Source organism: Salinimicrobium gaetbulicola (genome assembly GCF_042676025.1).
GTDB lineage: Bacteria > Bacteroidota > Bacteroidia > Flavobacteriales > Flavobacteriaceae > Salinimicrobium > Salinimicrobium gaetbulicola.
In genome coordinates this window covers 256,268-274,920 of sequence record NZ_JBHTJP010000035.1, presented here as the reverse complement: position 1 = coordinate 274,920, position 18,653 = coordinate 256,268, and the positions used below count along the sequence as shown (strand labels likewise).

General features: G+C 40.7%; 18 protein-coding genes. 14 read left to right on the top strand and 4 right to left on the bottom strand.

What is annotated here, in order from left to right:
* Positions 1-9 precede the first annotated feature (9 nt).
* The 3 genes from mnmG (at position 10) to ACFQ1G_RS10550 (ending at position 3,590) form a co-directional block, all read left to right on the top strand.
* Complete coding sequence (mnmG, locus tag ACFQ1G_RS10560) at positions 10-1,881, top strand: tRNA uridine-5-carboxymethylaminomethyl(34) synthesis enzyme MnmG (RefSeq protein WP_380739347.1); 1,872 nt, start codon at positions 10-12, stop codon at positions 1,879-1,881.
* 56 nt (positions 1,882-1,937) lie between these two features.
* The gene (locus ACFQ1G_RS10555) at positions 1,938-2,801 is read left to right on the top strand and encodes a class I SAM-dependent methyltransferase (RefSeq protein ID WP_380739345.1); all 864 of its coding nucleotides are present in this window, start codon (positions 1,938-1,940) and stop codon (positions 2,799-2,801) included.
* Positions 2,802-3,029: 228 nt separating this feature from the next.
* Complete coding sequence (locus ACFQ1G_RS10550; protein ID WP_380739343.1) at positions 3,030-3,590, top strand: OmpH family outer membrane protein; 561 nt, start codon at positions 3,030-3,032, stop codon at positions 3,588-3,590.
* 49 nt (positions 3,591-3,639) lie between these two features.
* Here ACFQ1G_RS10550 and ACFQ1G_RS10545 read toward each other — a convergent pair whose 3' ends face one another.
* Both ACFQ1G_RS10545 and ACFQ1G_RS10540 read right to left on the bottom strand, forming a co-directional pair.
* A complete protein-coding gene (locus ACFQ1G_RS10545) occupies positions 3,640-4,038 on the bottom strand; it encodes a DoxX family protein (protein ID WP_380739341.1) in 399 nt (132 codons plus the stop codon).
* A gap of 5 nt (positions 4,039-4,043) precedes the next feature.
* Positions 4,044-5,192, bottom strand: a complete 1,149-nt coding sequence (locus tag ACFQ1G_RS10540; protein WP_380739339.1) for a DNA polymerase III subunit — start codon at positions 5,190-5,192, stop codon at positions 4,044-4,046.
* A 69-nt stretch (positions 5,193-5,261) separates the two neighbouring features.
* On the opposite strand from ACFQ1G_RS10540, the gene ACFQ1G_RS10535 reads away from it, so the two are divergent.
* From ACFQ1G_RS10535 to ACFQ1G_RS10525, 3 genes are read left to right on the top strand one after another with little or no spacing between them, the layout of a single operon-like run.
* A complete protein-coding gene (locus ACFQ1G_RS10535) occupies positions 5,262-6,446 on the top strand; it encodes a phosphoglycerate kinase (protein WP_380739337.1) in 1,185 nt (394 codons plus the stop codon).
* Between the two features lie 56 nt (positions 6,447-6,502).
* The gene (locus tag ACFQ1G_RS10530; protein ID WP_380739335.1) at positions 6,503-8,089 is read left to right on the top strand and encodes a lytic transglycosylase domain-containing protein; all 1,587 of its coding nucleotides are present in this window, start codon (positions 6,503-6,505) and stop codon (positions 8,087-8,089) included.
* A 20-nt stretch (positions 8,090-8,109) separates the two neighbouring features.
* Complete coding sequence (locus ACFQ1G_RS10525) at positions 8,110-9,087, top strand: DUF4837 family protein (RefSeq protein WP_380739333.1); 978 nt, start codon at positions 8,110-8,112, stop codon at positions 9,085-9,087.
* Between the two features lie 60 nt (positions 9,088-9,147).
* Here the strand turns inward: ACFQ1G_RS10525 and ACFQ1G_RS10520 are convergent, their stop codons facing one another.
* Entirely contained in the window at positions 9,148-9,345 is a 198-nt protein-coding gene (locus tag ACFQ1G_RS10520; protein ID WP_380739331.1) for a Sec-independent protein translocase subunit TatA/TatB, read from the bottom strand.
* 114 nt (positions 9,346-9,459) lie between these two features.
* On the opposite strand from ACFQ1G_RS10520, the gene ACFQ1G_RS10515 reads away from it, so the two are divergent.
* Genes ACFQ1G_RS10515 through rfbD form a run of 7 tightly spaced genes read left to right on the top strand, consistent with a single transcriptional unit; the run spans position 9,460 to position 16,819 of the window.
* Positions 9,460-10,329 (top strand): M23 family metallopeptidase, encoded by an 870-nt coding sequence (locus ACFQ1G_RS10515; protein ID WP_380739329.1) that lies wholly within the window; start codon positions 9,460-9,462, stop codon positions 10,327-10,329.
* A gap of 5 nt (positions 10,330-10,334) precedes the next feature.
* Positions 10,335-11,825, top strand: coding sequence for a GH3 auxin-responsive promoter family protein (locus ACFQ1G_RS10510; protein ID WP_380739327.1), 1,491 nt, complete (start codon positions 10,335-10,337; stop codon positions 11,823-11,825).
* A gap of 17 nt (positions 11,826-11,842) precedes the next feature.
* A complete protein-coding gene (locus ACFQ1G_RS10505; protein ID WP_380739325.1) occupies positions 11,843-13,534 on the top strand; it encodes a DUF6909 family protein in 1,692 nt (563 codons plus the stop codon).
* Positions 13,535-13,561: 27 nt separating this feature from the next.
* A complete protein-coding gene (gene rfbB / locus ACFQ1G_RS10500; protein ID WP_380740797.1) occupies positions 13,562-14,572 on the top strand; it encodes a dTDP-glucose 4,6-dehydratase in 1,011 nt (336 codons plus the stop codon).
* Positions 14,569-15,426, top strand: coding sequence for a glucose-1-phosphate thymidylyltransferase RfbA (rfbA, locus tag ACFQ1G_RS10495; protein WP_380739323.1), 858 nt, complete (start codon positions 14,569-14,571; stop codon positions 15,424-15,426). Before rfbB ends, rfbA begins: the two co-directional genes overlap by 4 nt.
* The gene (gene rfbC, locus ACFQ1G_RS10490) at positions 15,426-15,974 is read left to right on the top strand and encodes a dTDP-4-dehydrorhamnose 3,5-epimerase (protein WP_380739321.1); all 549 of its coding nucleotides are present in this window, start codon (positions 15,426-15,428) and stop codon (positions 15,972-15,974) included. The genes rfbA and rfbC overlap by 1 nt, the downstream gene beginning before the upstream one ends.
* A complete protein-coding gene (gene rfbD / locus ACFQ1G_RS10485; RefSeq protein ID WP_380739319.1) occupies positions 15,971-16,819 on the top strand; it encodes a dTDP-4-dehydrorhamnose reductase in 849 nt (282 codons plus the stop codon). The genes rfbC and rfbD overlap by 4 nt, the downstream gene beginning before the upstream one ends.
* On the opposite strand, the gene ACFQ1G_RS10480 is transcribed toward rfbD, so the two are convergent.
* Positions 16,805-17,476, bottom strand: a complete 672-nt coding sequence (locus tag ACFQ1G_RS10480; protein WP_380739317.1) for an SRPBCC family protein — start codon at positions 17,474-17,476, stop codon at positions 16,805-16,807. The two genes, rfbD and ACFQ1G_RS10480, sit on opposite strands and share 15 nt — an antisense overlap.
* A 177-nt stretch (positions 17,477-17,653) precedes the next feature.
* Between ACFQ1G_RS10480 and ACFQ1G_RS10475 the strand changes: the two genes are divergently transcribed.
* On the top strand, positions 17,654-18,643 hold the full coding sequence (locus tag ACFQ1G_RS10475; protein ID WP_380739315.1) for a UDP-glucuronic acid decarboxylase family protein: 990 nt from the start codon (positions 17,654-17,656) through the stop codon (positions 18,641-18,643).
* Positions 18,644-18,653: the final 10 nt, after the last annotated feature.

Here is an 18,653-nt window from a genome sequence, read left to right as displayed (position 1 = left end):
CGAAAATTTATGTTTGAAAAGAAATACGATGTTATTGTAGTAGGTGCGGGACACGCCGGAAGTGAAGCTGCAGCAGCAGCTGCAAACATGGGCAGCAGCACCTTGCTTATTACAATGAATCTTCAAAATATCGCTCAAATGAGTTGTAATCCTGCTATGGGCGGAATCGCAAAAGGACAAATAGTTCGCGAGATCGATGCCCTTGGAGGATACAGCGGATTAGTGAGTGACACCAGTGCAATTCAATTTAAAATGTTGAACAAATCCAAAGGACCTGCAATGTGGAGTCCGAGGGTTCAAAGTGACAGAATGATGTTTGCTGAGCATTGGAGATTGCGTTTGGAAAATACTCCGAATCTTGATTTTTATCAGGAAATGGTTTCCGGTCTCATCATTGAAAAAGACAAAGTAGTTGGTGTAAGAACTTCTCTGGGAATTGAAATTAAAGCTAAATCTGTTATCCTTACCAACGGAACTTTTTTGAATGGTTTGATCCATATTGGAGATAAACAGTTTGGAGGTGGAAGGGCAGGAGAAAGAGCTGCTACAGGAATTACGGAAGAGCTTGTTCAGATAGGTTTTGAGTCGGGAAGAATGAAGACCGGAACTCCTCCAAGAGTCGATGGAAGATCTTTGGACTATTCCAAAATGGTAGAGCAACCGGGTGATGATATTCCTGCTAAATTTTCTTATTTGGATGAAACTTCACCATTGAAAAAACAAAGGTCCTGTTACATGAGTTATACTTCTCCTGAAGTTCATGAATTGCTGAAAGAAGGTTTTGACAGGTCCCCGATGTTCAATGGTAGAATTAAAAGTATTGGTCCCAGATATTGTCCTTCTATAGAAGATAAGATCAACCGTTTTGCAGATAAAGATCGTCACCAATTATTCATTGAACCTGAAGGTTGGAATACGGTGGAAATGTACATAAACGGATTCTCAACTTCACTTCCGGAAGATGTTCAGTTTAGAGCTTTGAGATCTGTCCCCGGATTTGAAAACGTGAAGTTCTTCAGACCGGGTTACGCGATCGAATATGATTATTTCCCGCCTACACAATTGAAGCACACCTTAGAGACCAAATTGATAGAAGGTTTGTATTTCGCCGGACAGATCAACGGTACAACCGGTTATGAAGAAGCAGGATCTCAAGGTTTGATGGCTGGTATAAATGCCGCCCTAAAAGTTCAGGAAAAGGATGAATTCGTACTGCAAAGAAGCGAAGCTTATATTGGTGTTTTGATCGATGATCTTATTACAAAGGGAACAGAGGAGCCATATAGAATGTTCACTTCTCGCGCAGAATATCGAACCTTATTAAGACAGGATAATGCCGATTTCAGACTGACACAAAAGTCATTTGATATAGGTTTAGCTTCGGAAAAGAGGCTTCGAAAAATGGAGGAGAAGAAAGAAAAATCTTCTTCGTTCGTTTCATTCTTGAAAGATACAAGTGTTGTTCCTGAAGAAGCAAATGTTGTTTTGGAGGGAAAGAATTCTTCTCCCATGAAACAATCCGATAAAATTTTCAAGGTTTTTTCCAGGCCCAATATCACCATGGAAGATGTCCGGAATTTTTCTGGTGTAAATGAATTTATCGAACAAAATAATCTAAAGGAAGAGGAACTTGAACAGACCGAAATTCAGATCAAATATTCCGGCTATATCGAAAAGGAAAAAAACAACGCCGATAAATTGAACCGTTTGGAGGGTATCAAAATTCCATCGAATTTTGATTACTCGAAGATCAAATCCATGTCTTACGAAGCACGTGAAAAATTGAAAAAGGTTAAACCTACATCTGTTTCACAAGCTTCAAGAATTAGTGGTGTGAGTCCAAATGATATTTCGGTTTTGCTGGTATATATGGGACGGTAAATTTTCAACGTTCCACGTGGAACAATTCTATAAATTTTTAATTTTCGCAATTACTTTTGGATATTAAACCTGCACTTGAATTTTCAGACAGACCTTTTTTGGTTTGTAAAGATCATACCGTAAGTGGTCGTTTTTTTGAATTATATAAAGATGAGGAATATGATCTTTTGGGTACTTTTCCGCGTCCGGAAAAAGACAAACTTTCGGAGTATTATAAAAGCGAAAATTATATTTCTCACACCGATTCTAAAGAATCACTTTTTGATAAGATCTACCAGCTTGTAAAATCTTATATGCTTCAGAAGAAAATGAACTGGATTCAACAAGAGAAAAAATCCAGTGGTTCAATTTTGGATATAGGAGCAGGAACCGGAGATTTTTTATTGAAGGCCAAAGAAAATAATTGGGAAGTTTTTGGAGTGGAACCAAATTCAAATGCAAGAAATCTTGCTTCGAAAAAAGGACTGGAGTTGCGAGAAGATTCTTCAGAATTTGAAAATGGTAAATTTGACGTGATCACCATGTGGCATGTTCTAGAACATGTACCCGATCTTGAAGTACAGATCAAGGAATTAAAACGACTTTTGAAACCTGATGGACTTTTAGTTATTGCGGTTCCTAATTTCAAAAGTTACGATGCAAAGGTGTACAAAGAAAATTGGGCAGCTTATGATGTTCCAAGACACCTTTATCATTTTTCCCAATCTTCGATCAGTAAGATCTTTGGAAAATTTGGTTTTACATTGAAATTTAGAAAAGGATTGATGTTCGATTCTTTTTATGTAAGTCTTCTTTCTGAAAAATATAAATCCGGAAAACCGAATCCGGTAAAAGGGGTTTTCACCGGTCTAATTTCTAATTTGAAAGCTTTTTCAACCGGAGAGTATTCTTCCCTGGTCTATTTCCTTAAAAATTCCTGATTTTCGCATTTTAAAGCCTTTTGAGCCTATTTAAGGCAGCTTGACAAGGTTTTACCTTGCTGTTTTTTATTCCCGGGCTTAAATTCCGCCTAATAAAGCTGTTTTAGATAGTAATTTGTTATAGGAAGTGAAGTATCTATTGATTTATCTAATAGGTTGACATTTCGGTACTTTAAGAGGAAGAAACCAATTCCTTTCTTATTTTTGCTCAAATCAAAAACCAGAGAGATGAAAAAATTATTTGTGGCTCTTTTTTTAGGAGTTGTGTTTACAAGTTGTAATAATGATAAGACCGCTTATGTGGATACTACAAAATTGATCCAGGAGTTTTCAGAAATGAAAGCGGTAGAAGCAGAATTCAATGAGAGATCTGTCAAACTGAAACAGGAATTGGATTCAGCAGCGAGAGGATTTCAGCAGGAAGTTCAGGAATACCAAGCGAACATGGCTACCATGTCTCAGGCAGAAAGACAGGCTACTGAAAAGGAATTAATGCAAAAGCAACAGATCCTTCAGCAGCAACAGCAAATGAAAAGCGGACAGCTAAGGCAGGAAAGCGACCAGGTTGTTGATTCACTTATTACCAAGGTTAAAGACTTTGTAAAAGCTTACGGTGAAGAGAATGACTATACTTACATTTTTGGATCTAATGAGTCTGCTAACATCATGTATGCCGAAGAAGGTCTTGATATTACCGAGGAGATCCTTGCTGAGATGAACGAAGGAAAAGAAATTACTTCAGAAGAAGCTGAGGAAGTTGAAGAAGAAACAGCTGAAGTAGAGGAATAAGATTCCAAAAATTTACAATTTAAAAAGGGTTCCGAACGGAACCCTTTTTTTATGCGGTGATAAGATACAGCCCGAAGACGACGACCATGAAATATCCCGTGATAGTAAAGGCTCCGGGATAATCTTTCGCTACACGCTGTCCAAACAGTAGCATCAATAAGGTGATAGCGGCAAGCACTAGTGACCAAAGTGCGAGGAAGGATTCCCCGTTAATTAGAAGGGAATAGAATCCTCCAATGGCCATGAATCCTACAATAACCTCCAAAATTAAAATGGTTATAACCAGTAGCGGTACCATGCCACTTAAAAATGTATTTCCAAAATGCCCTTTTAGCCAGGCTACATTTCCTTTCCAGTCCATAAGCTTATCCAGCCCGGACTGTAAAAAAGTGATTACGGTAAAAAGAAGAATTAATAAGATTGGAATGTTGGTGTTGATTGTTTCCATAAATTTTAATTACTATGTAATAATCGGGTTAGTTTAATTGATAGATCTGTTAGTATGATCTTAGCGTTTCCGTTTCTTTCAATATGATAAATGGCGTCCTCCAGTTCTTTGGTGATCCCCATGATATTGTTCCCGCTCACAAAAGGAGAGAACTTTTCAAGAGAGAAACCTTTCACCTGGGGTTCCATAAAAACGAGTTCTTTCGCATGATAATTCTGAAGCAATGCCTGTCGGAAAAAATCCAGACAGAACAGAAGAAACTTCTTTTGAGTTTCCCTTCCGGTGGCAGCGATCATTTCACTCCAGCTAATAAGATCCTGGATCGCTGTTTTATTGCCTTTTGCCTTGAAAGCGCTTCTAACCCAGGTTACGAACCATTCTTCAAATTGTTCATCTCCCGAATTATGTCGCAGGATATTTAGTGCACTGGTATAATTCCCGTTTGCCCTGTGTGCGATCTTCAATGCTTCAGATTGTTCACTGCCTTCGTTGGCCATTAAACCATCGGCTATCACAGCCTCATTGAGAGGGGGGAAGTGTAGAGTTTGACACCGGGAACGAATGGTTTGAATGATGCTTTCCTCTTCTTCGGTAATAAGTATGAACAGTGTATCCTTCGGTGGTTCCTCGATCAATTTAAGAAGCTTGTTTGAAGCTGCTGTATTCATCTTTTCGGCCATCCAGATGATCATCACTTTATATCCTCCTTCATATGCCTTCAGGGAAAGTGATTTTACGATTTCCTGTGCTTCATTTACACCAATTTGCCCTTGCTTATTTTCAATTCCGAGCTTTTGGTACCAGTCAAAAAGGCTTCCGTAGGGTTCATTTTCCAGAAATTGTCTCCAATCCTCTAAAAAATTCCCCGAAACCGGATTTTTTTTGACCTTATCATTGGCAGCAACCGGGAAAGCAAAATGCAGATCGGGATGCGACAATTTGTTCATTTTAATATTGCAGGCCTCAAGGCCTGAATTATTCTCACCTCCTGTGTTCCTGCATAGTAGGTACTGTGCGTAAGCGATCGCCATGGGCAAAGTGCCGCTTCCGGCAGAACCCACAAAAAGTTGCGCGTGAGGAACCCGGCCTTTATCAGCGGTCGTGGTCAGGTGATTCTTTATGTGCGGAAGGCCTAATACTTGAGAAAATAGCATAAGCAAAGATAAAATTTATCTACACTTTTATATCTTAGAGAAAATTTTAATTTGATCAAAACTTACGCTATGAAAACTATAGATGACTACAATTTTCAAAATAAAAAAGCATTAATCAGAGTTGATTTCAACGTGCCGTTGAACGACGAACTTGAAGTTGGGGATACCAGCCGAATCGAAGCTGCAAAACCAACCATCATCAAAATTCTGGAGGATGGCGGAAGTGCCATCTTAATGTCTCACCTGGGTAGACCCGAAGGTGTGGAACAAAAGTATTCCCTTGAGAACATTGTAAGCAAGGTTTCTGAAATTCTTGGAGTGCGTGTAAAATTCGTCCCCGCTTGTGTGGGAGATGTAGCCGAAGATGCTGCCGATGAATTGCAGCCGGGAGAAGTATTACTTTTAGAGAACCTGCGTTTCCATTCTGAGGAAAAAAAGGGAGATGATGAGTTTGCAAAAGACCTTTCTAAATTAGGGGATATTTATGTGAATGACGCATTTGGAACGGCTCACCGTGCTCACGCTTCTACCACTATAATCGCAAAATACTTTGATGATAAGTGTTTTGGTTATCTGTTAGCTAAGGAAATTGAAAGTATCGAAAAGGTACTGGGTAATTCTGAAAAACCTGTGACAGCAGTGCTGGGAGGCGCAAAAGTTTCAACCAAGATCACCGTTATTGAGAACATTCTTGAAAAGATCGATCATCTGATCATTGGAGGTGGGATGACCTATACATTTATTAAAGCTCAAGGCGGAAAGATTGGAAGTTCTTTGGTGGAAGATGACAAGCAGGAACTTGCTTTAAAGATCCTTAAATCTGCGAAGAATAAAGGTGTGAAAGTACATTTACCGGTAGATTCGGTAATAGCCGATAGTTTTTCTGAATTGGCAAATACTGAAGTTGTTCCTGTAGATGAAATCCCTGATGGCTGGATGGGCCTTGACATTGGTCCTGAAACAATTAGTAATTACGGGAGGGTTCTTGAAGAATCAAAAACCATTCTTTGGAACGGTCCAATGGGAGTTTTCGAAATGGATCCTTTCGCTAAAGGAACTATCGCCATAGGAGACCATATTGTGAAGGCAACCGAAAAAGGAGCTTTCTCACTGGTAGGTGGAGGAGACTCTGTCGCAGCTGTTAAAAAATACAATCTTGAAAATAAGGTAAGCTATGTGTCTACCGGTGGTGGCGCTATGTTGGAGATGTTAGAAGGAAAAAGTCTTCCTGGAATTGAGGCCATGAAAAAGTAAAGAGGTACGATAATTGAAGGCCTGTACGTTATTGATGTAAATTAATACAAAATCCTATGATGAGAAAAGTTCTTCCTTTTGCACTTTTGCTGACGACGGTAACCCTGTTCGGTCAGCAAAAAGGAACCGAAGAGAATAATGAAAAGAAACAGGATACAGAGGAGACCACAGATACTATTCGTTTACCCGAACAGGATTTCTTCTTATTAATGAACAGTGATGACGTAGAGATCGCTAACAATGTTCCTATCCACCAAATTATAAAAGATTCTGTTGTTTATGCACTCTTAGACGATCCGGGAGCCGCGATGATCGACTCTCTATGGCAAAAAGAGCTTTTTCAATCCAGTCTTTATGACGGTTTACAGGATTCGCTTGTAAACTCAGAGTACAACGAAGTGGTTTTTGATGAACTGCCTACAGATACTCTCAAAATGAGACTGGAGAAGCTCAACGCTAAGACACCCTTCAATGTTGAATACAACCCAATACTTGAGAATGTCATTAAGTCCTATCTAAAAAGAAATAAGAAAGGACTGGAGAGACTTATGTCCTTAAGTGACTATTACTTCCCGATGTTTGAACAAAAACTCGATAAGTATAATATTCCTTTAGAGGTCAAATACCTTGCTATTGTTGAATCTGCTTTGAACCCCAGGGCTCGTTCGCGGGTTGGAGCAACCGGTTTGTGGCAATTCATGTTTGCAACCGGAAAGATGCACGGTCTGGATGTAAGTTCGTATGTTGATGAACGTATGGACCCAATGATGTCTACGGAAGCAGCCGCCCAGTACCTGTCTACCCTTTACCGGGTTTTTGAGGATTGGGACCTTGTGCTGGCGTCGTATAATTCAGGACCCGGAAATGTTTCAAAAGCCATTAGAAGAAGCGGCGGATCCAACAATTACTGGAATCTTAGACCATATCTTCCACGTGAAACAGCGGGATATGTGCCTGCATTTTTGGCTACCATGTATATATTTGAATATGCCGAAGAACATGGATTTCAGCCCGAAAGGCCTGCCACAACTTACTTTGAAACAGATACGATTCACACCAAAAAGCTGTTGACCTTTGACCAGATCTCAGAAGTAACGGGGGTGGAAAAAGAACTTTTACAGTTCCTAAATCCAAGTTACAAACTGGATATCATTCCTTATATCGCAGACGAGGACTACAGTTTGCGTTTACCTCGTAATAGATCGGGTTTCTTTGTAAATAATGAAGAAGCGATCTATCAATATGCTCAGGCAAAACTGGAGGAAAGGGAAAAACCGTTACCACAGCTGGTTGATACCGATTCACGGATTCGATACAGGGTTAAAAATGGCGATTATCTGGGCCGTATTGCAGAGAGATATGGTGTAGGGGTAAGCCAGATCAAGCGCTGGAATAACTTGCGAAGCAATAACCTTAGAGTCGGTCAGAGATTGACCATTTATCCAAGAAAAGTGGTTGCATCTAGTAGTTCTTCTTCAAGCAGTAGTTCGTCACCAAAGTTCTATACCGTTAAAAAGGGAGATTCTTTGTGGAGTATTTCGAAAAAATTCCCGGGAGTGACGGTACAAAAGATCAAAGACCTGAACAACATGCGTGGCAGCAGTCTTAAACCTGGTATGAAACTTAAACTTTCGGAAGGTTAGGCCTTCCTAAATTGACCAATATGAGAAAAATAACCATTTTTTTATTCAGCTTTTTATTTGTTCTAACCTCCTGTGGAGATGACAAGGAAAACAAAGTAATCTTGTCAAACTCTTCCGGAAACATCAATAATCTTTCTGTGATCATTGAAAATGATCTCTGGAACGGAGAAGTAGGAGAGGCCATAAGAAGGATCCTTGCGGCTCCGGTAGACGGTCTTCCTCAGGAAGAGCCATTGTTCTCAATTAGCCAGATGCCGCCCGAAGCTTTTTCAGGCTTTGTTAGAAAGAACAGGATCTTCTTGAAGGTCGAAGAAGGAAAAGAAGCGAATGTAAAAGTGGCAGAAAACCCATATGCAAGGCCTCAAACGGGGATCAAGATCTCCGGACAAACAGATCAGGAGATCATTGACCAATTGGAGCAACATTCCGAAAAAATAATCAGCACTTTAAAGGCGACCGAGATCAAAGAAAAACAACGTCGTATCAAGAAGTCTTTAAAAGATGATACACGCCTTGAAAAAGAGTTGGGAATATCTCTAAAATTCCCGACAGCTTATAGATATGCGAAAGAGGAGGATGGTTTCTACTGGATCAGAAAAGACATCCCTAACGGTAGTCTTGAGATCCTTGTGTATGAAGTCCCTTTAGGAACCATTCAAAAGGATACTAATGTAATTGGAAATATCATTGCAATGCGTGATTCCATTGGGAAAGCGCATATTCCGGGACCACTGGAGGGAACTTACATGATAACTGAGGAGGCTTATGCGCCTTATTTGTTTGAATCACAAATTGACGGGAAGTTCGCGTGGGAGACTAAAGGAACCTGGGAAGTAAAAGGTGCTTTTATGGCAGGCCCTTTTGTAAACTATGCAGTACTAGATCAAGAGAATAACCGTTATGTTGTTCTTGAAGGCTTTACGTTCAAACCTTCAGCCAGTAAACGGGATCATATGCAGGAGCTCGAAGCCATTCTGAAATCGGCGAAGATCAAATAATACCAAAAGAAAAAACCCAACGAAAGTTGGGTTTTTTACTATTCAAAAGGTAATAAAATATTACAATCTTTTCTGATCTTCTTCAGGCTTGGTTGCTGGCTCATCTTCTTTAGAAGCATCTTTGAATTCTTTGATTCCGCTTCCTAATCCACGCATTAATTCAGGAATTTTTCTTCCGCCAAATAATAACAACACCACAATAACTATAAATATAATTTGCGGTGTTCCAATAACCCATGGTAAAATAACTGCGTTCATAACGATAAATTTTGTGCCGCAAAGTTAGCAATAAAACTTTAAATCAATGGTTTCTGTATATAGAAAAGCAGATTAAATTTAACTTTATCCTATCTTTGCCTTAGCCCCTTAACTATGGATGAGAATAGAGAACATAAAAAGAAATTTTCAGAAAAGCTACTCCACAAGTACAGGCTGGTGATCCTTAATGAGGATACTTTTGAAGAGAAATTATCCTTCGAACTTACCCGCCTAAATGTGTTTGTTGTGGCTAGTGTAACAGGAATCTTGCTTATTGCAGGAACAACTGTTCTAATTGCATTTACCGGCCTTAGGGAATATATCCCAGGGTATTCATCAACCGAGCTGAAACAAAAAGCAGTAGCTCTGGCTTATAAGACCGATTCGCTTCAAAATGTGGTGAATGTGAATAATCAATATCTTAACTCTATAAAAAGGGTGCTTTCAGGTGATGTGAAATCTGTTGAGTTCAACAGGGATTCGCTTCTGGAGAGTCAGCGAATAGATCCGCAGGATATTGATCTTGCTCCTTCTAAGGAAGACTCGTTATTAAGAGATATAGTGGTGCAGGAGGACAAATACAATTTCCTGGAAACGGCTACTACTAAAGCTAATTATGCATTGTTCCCTCCAATTAAAGGACCTATTTCTGAAGGTTACGATATTAAGAAGAAACATTTTGGAGTTGATATAGTCGCGACCAATAACGCACCCGTAAAATCTGTTGCAGACGGAACGGTTATCTTTGCAGGCTGGACTTCGGCCACGGGGAACGTTATCATAGTAGAACACAGCTTCGGACTTATTTCAACTTATAAACACAATTCTTCCCTTACCAAAGAACAGGGAGAGCGGGTTTTGAAAGGTGAGGTGATCGCAACTGCAGGATCAACAGGAGAATTTTCGACCGGGCCGCACGTGCATTTTGAGTTATGGAGTGAAGGACACCCCGTTAACCCTACAGATTTCATTGATTTTCAATAATATTTATGTCTATAAAGTCATTTTCAGCTAAAATATTTGCATCCTATATCCAACGGAAAATAGATTCTTGGGCCTCAAAACCTGAAGAAACTCAGCAGAAGGTATTCAGGGAACTGATCAAGAAAGCGAAAAACACAGAGTTCGGGAAGGATCATGATTTCGGTAATATTTCTTCTTCCGAAGAATTTGCCAGTAAAGTTCCTATCAGGGATTATGAGGAATTAAAACCGTATGTTGACCAAATGGTTGCGGGGAAAGAAGATATACTTTGGCCTGGAAAACCTTTGTATTTCGCCAAGACTTCAGGAACCACCAGTGGTGCGAAATATATTCCGCTTACCAAGGAATCAATGCCCACGCATATCAACGCGGCCAGGAATGCTATTCTTTGCTATATCCATAACACCGGAAAATCTGATTTTGTAGACGGGAAAATGATCTTTTTACAGGGTAGTCCTGAGCTAGATGAGAAGAATGGCATCAAACTAGGACGCTTATCTGGGATCGTCGCGCATTTTGTGCCTGGATATCTTCAAAGAAACCGCATGCCTAGCTGGGAAACCAACTGTATTGAAGACTGGGAAACCAAAGTAGAAGCTGTTGTCGGTGAGACCGTAAATGAAGATATGACCGTGATTAGCGGAATTCCTTCCTGGGTACAGATGTATTTTGAGCGTTTACAGGCCAGGACCGGTAAAAAAGTAGGGGAGATCTTCCCTAATTTTAATCTGTTTATTTATGGCGGGGTGAACTTTGAACCGTACCGCGCAAAATTTGAAAATCTTATAGGCAGGAAAGTGGATAGTATTGAGCTTTTTCCTGCTTCGGAAGGATTCTTTGCTTTTCAGGACAAACAGGATGAGAAAGGAATGCTGCTGCAGCTCGATTCGGGTATTTTCTATGAATTTGTAAAGGCTGATGAATTCTTCAGTGAAAATCCGAAGCGATTGACCATTGGAGAGGTGGAACTTCACACTAACTATGTGATGATCATATCGACCAATGCAGGATTATGGGCTTATAATTTGGGAGATACCATACAATTCACTTCTTTAAAGCCTTACAGAGTGATCGTTTCCGGAAGGATCAAACACTTTATTTCGGCTTTTGGAGAGCATGTGATCGCCAAGGAGGTAGAACAGGCTATGCAGGAAGCCACAATAGATACAGATGTGCGAATAACCGAATTCACTGTTGCTCCACAGATCACTCCCGAAGGAGAGCAATTGCCGTATCATGAATGGTTCATAGAATTCGAAAAAGAACCGGAAGATATCAATGCCTTAGCCAGAGATCTGGATGAATCGCTTCAGAAGCAAAACTCCTATTACTTTGATCTTATTGAGGGGAAGGTGCTTCAGAAATTAAAAATAACCCCGGTTCCTAAAGGAGGATTTCAGGAGTATATGAAATCAATCGGAAAACTGGGAGGACAAAATAAATTACCGAGACTATCCAATGATCGTAAGATCGCTGAGGTCCTCGAAAAACTATAAAAAAGACTTTAGAATATATGAGTAAGATAAAATTACAGGGACGCACAAGAGCTCAGGAGAGTTCCAATGCCATTGAAAGAATGTACATCACCATGCGCCACCTGTTTAATCGTGGATTTTATAAACCGATGGGGGTTTCGGGAGAGACCTTAAGGGAAGCTTTATTGATCCTTAGACCTGAGATCTATGGGTCTGTAGCTGAAGAAAAGGTGGAATTGAACGGATTGCTTTACGTGATCGATCGTCTACCAATTGGCCTTGAGGAATGCCGTTTTATAAACCTTACCAGTGATGAAGGTTACGGGAATTCACACTTTAAACCTATTGTCCCTCCAAAGAGACGCCGCAATTGTTACAGGATCGACGATGAACAAATGAACATTGAGATCACCCGCGGGCGATCTGAGATCTATGATATCCTGACTCACCTTACCTTCCTGTTCATTGAATCCCATAAGATCATGCGCAGGGTGTTGATCGATGAAGAAGGAGGAGTCTCAAGAGACTGGGAAAAGCTTGAAAGAGCGGTTCTTAGTGAGGAACCTCTTAGCCAGGCTGAGAGAGAGGTTGCTTTGACACATACCGCTAATATTCTTGGTAGAACATTCAGGGAGGTGACCACGATATACCCAATGTTCAGCATTAAGGAAAATAACGAACGTTTTATTCACATTGTTTACTGGTTAGGAAAACTGGCCATGGATGAGATGCTGAATAATAATAAGCGTATAGTGACCTTTAGTCCGGTTTTAAGGGAAAGATTGGGACACCATATTCACGGGGAGATCTGGGCGAACAAGATCAAAGAGGTCCTTCTTGAAAAGGATCTTTTGCACAGGCCTTTACATATCATCAGTGCCAACATGCACAGTGTGATGAACACCTTGTACGCGCCGGAAGCTCTCAAAACCGAACTTAAAAAGAAATCAATTTCTTCTATTTACGAGGACCTTAGCAACAGTGCCAACGGGAAGTTACGAATGAAAGTGATGAAACTGGCCGGTGAAGAAGGAATGACCTTTATAAATGACACCAGTGGAACGAACATTGACGTACAGATCTTTGATACGGCCAAACTGGAATCCCTGAATAGTCAGTTCAAGTTAAATGAGAACCTGAAAGACGAAGAAAAGCCGGTTCTTATGGTCATGGATTACGCATTTGGGGAACAGGCTTATGAGACCATGGATGAAATGCTGAAACCTTATGAAACTGAAGACGGAAACATTCTTATGAATGTGGCGTCTATTTCTATCATGGGGAAAGCGGGAATCCTGGTCGGCGGAAAAGGGGATATTATGATACCATCTGCACACCTTTTTGAAGGTACTGCAGATAACTACCCGTTTACAAATGAATTGACCAAAGCAGATCTTGAAGGTCACGGCATCAATGTTTGTGACGGTTCCATGATCACTGTTCTGGGTACTTCCCTTCAGAATAAGGATATTCTAAAGTTCTTCCATGAGTCTACCTGGAATGTGGTAGGTCTTGAAATGGAAGGAGTGCATTACCAGAAAGCCATTCAGGCGGCCGCGAAATTACGAGGCAGCATTAGTGATGAGGTGAAAGTGAGGTACGCATATTACGCTTCAGATAATCCGTTGGAAACAGGAAGCACATTAGCTTCTGGTGGTTTGGGTACCACAGGGGTGAAACCTACTTACCTGATCACTGAAAAGATCCTGGAACAAATTTTCAAATCATAAAACTTCCGAAGTAATATGAAGAATGACATAAAGAATATTTTGGTGACGGGAGGTGCCGGCTTTATCGGGTCCAATTATATCAACATGTATGCGACCAAAGAGAATATTCATATCGTCAATCTTGATAAACTTACTTATGCTGGGAATCTGGATAACCTGGAGGTTGAAAATGCTTCCAATTATACCTTTGTGCAAGGCGATATTGGTGACAAGGTTCTGGTAAAGGAGCTTTTTGAAAAATACCGTTTTCAGCAGGTGATCAATTTTGCTGCGGAATCTCACGTGGATAATTCTATTCTGGATCCTTCAGCTTTTGTTGAGACCAATATTTCGGGAACATTTAACCTGCTTCAGAATGCCTATAAGCTTTGGATGGAAAAACCATTCAGTCTGAAAGCGGAATTCAAAAGTGCCAGATTTTTACATGTTTCTACAGATGAGGTCTACGGAACCCTGGGCAAAGAAGGACTTTTTACCGAAGAGACTCCGTACGCTCCTAATAGTCCGTATTCGGCATCTAAGGCAGCTTCAGATTTCTTGGTCCGAAGTTACTTTCATACTTACGGAATGCCGGTGGTCACGACCAATTGTTCCAATAACTACGGGCCGAATCAGCATGATGAAAAGCTTATTCCAACTATCATCAGGACAGCCTTAAATGAAGGACCAATCCCAATTTACGGAGACGGAAAGAATGTACGCGACTGGTTATACGTCTCAGATCATTGCAAGGGTATTAACCTGGTCCTTGAAAAAGGGAAGTTGGGCGAAACTTATAATATTGGCGGTCGTAATGAACGGGAGAATATTTATATAGCGCAAAAGATCTGTGATCTTTTAGATAAATTGGAGCCTCGAAAAAATCGCAAAAGTTATTCTAAATTGATAACTTTTGTGAATGACAGGCCGGGACACGACCGGCGATATGCCATAGACGCTTCAAAGATTGAGGATGAACTTGGATGGAAGGCCGATGAGAATTTTGAAACCGGAATTGAAAAGACCATTCAATGGTATCTTGAAAAATATAAGAAATGAAAGGAATTATTCTAGCAGGCGGCTCCGGAACCAGGTTACACCCGTTAACACTCGCGGTCAGCAAGCAGCTGATGCCGGTTTACGACAAGCCTATGATCTATTATCCGCTGTCAACCCTCATGATGGCCGGGATAAGGGAAATTCTTATAATTTCTACGCCAAAAGATTTGCCGCTGTTCAGGGAACTGCTTGGTGACGGAAGCAAATTCGGCTGCACCTTTGAATACGCGGTTCAGGATGAACCTCGCGGACTGGCAGAAGCTTTTATTATTGGCGCTGATTTCATCGGAAAAGAAAAAGTTGCCCTTATACTGGGTGATAATATCTTTTACGGTTCCGGGCTGGATACTTTGTTGCAAAGCAATAATGATCCAGATGGAGGTTTGATCTATGCCTATCATGTGCAGGATCCAAAGCGTTATGGAGTGGTTGACTTCGATTCCACTGGCAAAGTGATCTCCATTGAGGAGAAACCTTCAGCCCCAAAATCTAATTTTGCGGTGCCGGGAATCTATTTTTACGATAATGAGGTAGTTGAAATAGCTCGCGGCATTAAGCCTTCTTCCAGGAATGAACTGGAAATTACAGATGTCAATAATGCCTATTTGAAACAAGGCAAATTACAGGTCAGTATTTTAGATAAAGGTACAGCCTGGCTTGATACTGGAACTTTTGATTCGCTTATGAAAGCATCTCAGTTCGTACAGGTGATCGAAGAACGCCAGGGATTGAAGATAGGAGCTATCGAAGAAACAGCCTTTAAAATGGGCTATATTACAAAAGAAGAATTACATGAACTTGCTCAACCTTTGTTGAAGAGTGGCTATGGTGAATATTTATTAGAACTGGATTAATGTTAGAGCTCAAAAACACACCCTTAAAAGATTGTTTTATTCTGAAGCCTGCTGTGTTTAGCGACGCAAGGGGAACTTTTATGGAAAGTTTCAATGAAAAGCGATTTAAGGATACCACAGGCCTGGACATTCATTTTGTACAGGATAACCAGTCAACTTCTGAAAGAGGGGTTTTAAGAGGGCTTCATTTTCAAATCGGGGATCATGCCCAGGCAAAGCTGGTGAGAGCTGTGGTTGGAGAATTAATGGATGTAGTTGTAGACCTGAGACCTGATTCTCCGACCTTTAAAAAGTCATTTAAAGTGGTTTTAAGCGATGAAAACCAATTCCAACTATTTGTACCTGCCGGATTCGCTCATGGCTTCATAACGCTTTCGGAAACCTCTGTTTTCGCATATAAATGTGACCAATATTACAACAAGGAAGCAGATGGCGGTGTGATATGGAATGATCCAACCCTGAACATTGACTGGGATTTTCCTGAAGAAGAGATCAAGCTTTCCGAAAAGGACGCTCAATTACCCACTTTTAAAGAACTAGGTCTATGAAAAAGGTACTGGTAACGGGTGCATCTGGGCAGTTGGGGCAGTGCGTTAAACGATTGTCTTCGAGATACCAGGAATTGGAATTCACTTTCGCATCTTCAGATGATCTGGATCTTACACTTTTTGGAGTTGTAAGTGCCTACCTGAGATTACACGAATTCGATTACTGTATAAACTGCGCAGCCTATACCAAAGTTGAGCAGGCAGAGAAAGAGCAGGAGATGGCCTATCTTATAAACGCCGAAGCGGTGAAGAACCTTGCTGCCAACTGCGCGGAAAATGACTGTGTCTTGATTCACATTTCAACCGATTATGTTTTTGACGGTAAGCAGGAAACTCCTTATACCGAGGATGACGAGACTTGTCCGCTCAATGTTTACGGGGCTTCTAAACTTATGGGAGAGGAATATATCCGAGGATTGATGGAGGATTATTTTATTTTCCGGACTTCCTGGCTTTATTCAGACATCGGACATAATTTTTTTAATACCATTCGCAAAAAAGCTGAAGCAGGGGAGGAATTGAACATTACCACCACCCAAAAAGGAACTCCTACGAACGCATATGATCTTGCTGAATTTATACTTGAATTGATCGCTAATGACAATCAAAACTTCGGAACTTATCATTATAGTAACCTGGGTGAGGCCACCTGGTATGATTTTGCCGAAGAGATCCTAAAGCACATGAAAACCAATTCTCAACTTAAGGTGAACAACGATTTTCAAACGATCGCCACAAGACCAGAATACAGCGTTTTGAGCAAGGAGAAGTTACAGAATGCTTTCAGCACTCCTGTAGAGGACTGGAAAGTTAGTTTGGAGAAGCTAATTTCAGATCTCGGTTAACGGAGTATTGAGTTCCATATACCATTTAAAATTTCTGACATCTTCCCTAACCATTTCTTCAAAAATGGGATTGACCATTCTGGCGGCACTTTCCCCGGGAATACCACCGGGAGCGTGATATGAAATAACTACGTGTACTTCGGTAACATCTTCTATCACTTCTTTAAATTCAACTTTCCCTGCGCTCACCACAGAAGATCCGGGTAGCGAATGCCATCCAATGAGATCATAGGGCCTGTCTTTTACGATCTCACTTTTCCAGCGCAGTGTGCCCAGTCCTCCCGGAATTTTTGATTCCCAAACAGAGATACTATCATTTAGGTGTTTTACGCTGTCAAGGTGTTCCATGAACAGGGGCAGGTTTTCAAAGTTCTTCCAGAATTCATACACCTGTTTCCGGGGTCGGTTGACGAGCTGTCTCACCTGAATGTTTACATTTCGGCTGCGATTATCAGGTTTGGTTTTTCCCAGGGCGTTATAAATAGCACAGTTTCCTGTGCCACCCCGGTAGAGCAGATAGCCGGCCAAAGCAGTTTCCAGAATACTTTTCTTATTTCCCCTAAAGGCATCAACCAGGAAAAATGCCCCCGAGAAAAGCGATATCGCACGTTCTGTGGGACTTACATTTACATGAAAATGGGGTAATCTATTCTTCATATCCGCACAATTTTTTTAATTCCCTATTAAATTTAGTCATTAAGCTGCGGAATGAGTTTTATATAGTGCTTATTTTGGGTTAAATTATTCTTAAATCAATTTTTACAGGTTCCGATTTGTGGAAAAGTCTTGCAGGCCTTTAAAAATTGATTAATTTCAGACTGTTAAAAATAATCCATGAAAAAAAGGATCTTAATTACCGGAGCCGCGGGTTTTCTAGGCTCCCATCTCTGTGATAAATTCATTCAGGAAGGCTATGAAGTAATAGGAATGGATAACCTTATTACGGGTGATCTAAGAAACATTGAACACCTATTTAAACTTCCGGAATTTGAATTTTACCACCATGATGTGACTAAGTTCGTGCATGTGGCCGGAAAACTGGACTATATTCTGCATTTCGCATCTCCAGCCAGCCCGATTGACTATCTTAAAATTCCAATTCAAACCCTTAAGGTTGGTTCTCTTGGAACTCATAACCTGCTGGGATTGGCAAAGGAGAAGAATGCCCGTATTCTTATTGCCTCCACTTCGGAAGTATATGGAGATCCTTTGGTACATCCTCAAAATGAAGATTACTATGGGAATGTGAATACCATTGGTCCCCGCGGAGTTTATGATGAGGCCAAGCGTTTTCAGGAATCCATTACCATGGCTTATCACCGTTATCACGGACTGGAAACAAGGATCGTTCGAATCTTTAACACATATGGCCCAAGAATGAGGCTGAATGACGGAAGGGTGATCCCCGCTTTCATTGGTCAGGCTTTAAGAGGGGAAGATCTTACTGTTTTTGGGGACGGCTCTCAAACCCGTTCCTTCTGCTATGTAGATGATCAAATAGACGGTATTTACCGTTTGTTATTGAGCGATTATGTATATCCTATAAATATTGGTAATCCTCATGAGATCACCATCAGGGATTTTGCAGAGGAGATCATCAAACTTACAGGTACAGATCAAAAGGTGGTTTATAAAACGCTTCCGGAAGACGACCCTATGCAGCGTCAACCTGATATTACAAGGGCAAAAGACATCCTGGGATGGGAACCGAAAGTATCCAGAAGTGAAGGTATGCAGAAGACCTACGAATATTTTAAAGGGCTTACTGAAGAAGAACTTCACAAAAGCGCTCACAAGGATTTTTCAGAACACATCAGGAAATAACAAGTTTATG